Origin of the sequence: Mesorhizobium sp. M7A.F.Ca.CA.004.12.1.1, assembly GCF_003997835.1 — a bacterium.
Taxonomy (GTDB): domain Bacteria; phylum Pseudomonadota; class Alphaproteobacteria; order Rhizobiales; family Rhizobiaceae; genus Mesorhizobium.
The window spans coordinates 1-2,854 of the sequence record NZ_RZRK01000777.1 but is presented as its reverse complement, the minus strand read 5'-3'; the positions used below and the strand labels follow the sequence as shown (position 1 = coordinate 2,854).

Here is a 2,854-nt window from a genome sequence, read left to right as displayed (position 1 = left end):
AGGCAGTAGGCAGTAGGCAGTAGGCAGTAGGCAGTAGGCAGTAGGCAGTAGGCAGTAGGCAGTAGGCAGTAGGCAGTAGGCAGTAGGGACTGTCGTTCAGCCTGCTATCAGCGCCTTGATGCCGTCGGCGACGAATTGCACAGCCAGTGCCGCCAGGATGACGCCAAGCAGACGGGTCAGGATCGAGCGGCCGGTCTGGCCGAGGATGCGGTCTATGCGTTCCGACAGCACGAACACCAGATAGGTGATGGCGAGGCAGACGAAGATGATGCCGACCAGCGCCGCCTGCGCGGCAAAGCCTTGAAACGAGCCGGAAAGCAGCACAGTTGCCGAAATGGCACCAGGGCCCGCGATCAGTGGGATCGCCAGCGGGAAGGCGGCGATGTTGTGGATCATGTCCTTGGTGATGGCGACGTCGCCGATCTTCTCCTTGCGGTCCTGCCGGCGCTCGAACACCATCTCGAAGGCGATGAAGAACAGCAGGAAACCGCCGGCGACGCGGAAGGCCGGCAACGTTATGCCGAACACCGACAGGATCGAGGCCCCGGCAACCGCAAACAGCGCCATCACCAGGAAACCGATGATCGAGGCGCGCACCGAAACCTGCTGGCGCTCCTCACGGTTCATGCCGCGCGTCACGGCGAGGAACAGCGGCGCCAGGCCGGGCGGGTCGATGGTCACGAGAATGGTGACGAAAGCGTTGAACAGGCTGTCGAAACTCGGCATCTCTGACCCTCCCGCCGGGCTGTGCCCGTGCCAGAATATTGGTAGAGCAAAGCCCGTTCGGTGGGAACCGTTCGTGAGAAAGTGGTTGATGCGGGACAGAGGGCAGCGCGAAGGATCGCGACGCTTTTATTCTGGGCTGCTGCAATCCTCGGAGATCAAACCGCTCGCCGCGCCAGGAACTCGACTTCCAGCCGCCATGTCGCGCCATTGTCTTGCGAGCGTTCGCCCAGCCAGCGGAAGGAGTTTTCGGTGATGCGTGAAAAGCTCCAGCGTACCGAGCTGCCGGTGTCGTCGGCGCCCACTTGCACGATCGTGTCACCCTCGGCGCGGCCGAGCTGGCGGCTGAAATACTGGTTGCGCGGGTCGCTCCAGAAGATGTGCCAGGCATCCGCGCCGGGATCATAGACGCGCAGCGTCGTGCCGTAAAAAGTCCATGTGCCCAAGGATGGCGATGGACCGGCGTCCCGCGCGGGCAGGATCCACACGTCCTGGATCGCCCGGCCTTCCAGCACCCAGCCGAAATGCACCTCGCCACGCCCTGTCAGCACAGTGCCGTCCTCGAGGTGGCGCGAGGCCTCAAACGTCCAGGCGCCGACGAAGCGGCCGTAAAGGCTCAGTTTTTCGGCAAGCCCTTCGATCGGTCCGGAGCTATGCAGGGCTTCGGCAAACGAGGATTGATCGAACATGGCTGCGGCCTCTTCTTGTCAGGAGACCGTTAGGAGTAGGCGGTGACGGGGTTCTGGGCTTGGGAAAAATTGCTATATTTCGACTATGACGACGACCACGCATAGTCTCGCATTCGGAGCCGGTTGGCACGTGACGGACGTCATTTGCACGGCCGGCGCCGGCGACCGGCCGTTCGAGGAAGCGCATCAGGATTTCTGCGTCGCTGCGGTCACCAGCGGCACGTTTCGCTACCGCGCCCAGCAAGGCACGGCGATGCTGGCGCCCGGCGCGCTCCTGCTCGGCAATCCCGGCACATGTTACGAATGCGGGCACGAGCATGGCAGCGGCGACCGTTGCCTCTCGTTCCATTTCGATCCGGCCTACATGGAACGGATCGCAGCTGGCGTTCCGGGCGCCAGGAAGCTGGCTTTCGAGGCGGCGCGCCTGCCGCCTTTGCCGGTACTGGCGCCGCTCCTGGCCGAAGCGGAGACCGCGCGCGAGATGGCCTACATCGACGCCTTCGAGGAACTTTCCCTGCGCTTGGCCGGTGCTGCCGTGGCTACAGCCTCTGGCGCTACGCATGTCGGGCGCGCGCCCAGCCGCCGCGATCAGAAACGGGTGGCCGAGGCAGTGCGGCGGATCGAACTGGACGCCGATGGGCCTGTCTCGCTTTCAGCGCTTGCCAATGAGACAGCAACCAGTCCGTATCACTTCCTGCGCATCTTCCGGCAGGTGGCGGGCATGACGCCCTACCAATTCCTGCTCAGGACGCGATTGCACAGGGCGGCGGTGCGGCTACGCATGTCCAACGATGCGGTCTCGGCGATCGCCTTCGAGGCCGGCTTCAACGATCTGTCGACTTTCAATCGTCGTTTTCGGCGGATCATGGGGGAGACGCCGCGCAACTATCGCAGCCGCCGTGGCGCATGGGCCTTTTCTGCTTCGTCAATCGGCCCCGTGCCCGCCAAGGCAGACACGCAGGCTTTTGCGTCAGGGCGGCGAAAACCGCCTTGGCCATATCGTCGCAATCAGCGGTATCCATTTGAAATTACCACCGAAAATGACACTGGAAAAGTGCCGTGAAGGTTGGAGTTTCGGGCTTGCTTCCTATATAAGCACCAAGTGATTCCTGATTAGATTGTGATCCGATTTGACCGACCAGAAGACACCGCGCGGCGCCGACGGCGGCCCCACCGGCATCGAGCCGATATCCATCGTCGAGGAGATGCAGCGCTCCTATCTCGATTACGCTATGAGCGTGATCGTCAGCCGTGCGCTGCCGGACGTGCGCGACGGCCTGAAGCCGGTGCATCGCCGCATTCTCTTCGCCGCCCATGAGAGCGGCTACCACTGGAACCGCAAATATGTGAAGTCGGCGCGCCCGGTCGCCGACGTGATGGGTAAATACCATCCGCATGGCGACGCCTCCATCTATGACGCCTTGGTGCGCATGGCACAGGAC

General features: G+C 63.0%; 3 protein-coding genes and 1 pseudogene. 2 read left to right on the top strand and 2 right to left on the bottom strand.

Annotation, left to right across the window (positions count from 1 at the left end):
- Window positions 1–96 precede the first annotated feature (96 nt).
- Window positions 97–726 (bottom strand): MarC family protein, encoded by a 630-nt coding sequence (locus EN984_RS29415; protein WP_013531832.1) that lies wholly within the window; start codon window positions 724–726, stop codon window positions 97–99.
- A 155-nt stretch (window positions 727–881) separates the two neighbouring features.
- The gene (locus EN984_RS29410; RefSeq protein WP_127269843.1) at window positions 882–1,412 is read right to left on the bottom strand and encodes a hypothetical protein; all 531 of its coding nucleotides are present in this window, start codon (window positions 1,410–1,412) and stop codon (window positions 882–884) included.
- 85 nt (window positions 1,413–1,497) lie between these two features.
- Here EN984_RS29410 and EN984_RS29405 point away from each other — a divergent pair.
- Window positions 1,498–2,313 (top strand): annotated as a pseudogene (locus EN984_RS29405) (AraC family transcriptional regulator); the annotation flags it as partial.
- Between the two features lie 229 nt (window positions 2,314–2,542).
- Window positions 2,543–2,854, top strand: a 312-nt coding sequence (locus EN984_RS29400; protein WP_281057356.1) for a DNA gyrase subunit A, incomplete at its 3' end; no start/stop codon positions are given.

What these genes read in the sequence shown, in the direction of transcription:
- EN984_RS29415 (WP_013531832.1), bottom strand. Translation starts at nt 726, where the DNA reads ATGCCGAGTTTCGACAGCCTGTTCAACGCTTTCGTCACCATTCTCGTG.
- EN984_RS29410 (WP_127269843.1), bottom strand. Translation starts at nt 1,412, where the DNA reads ATGTTCGATCAATCCTCGTTTGCCGAAGCCCTGCATAGCTCCGGACCG.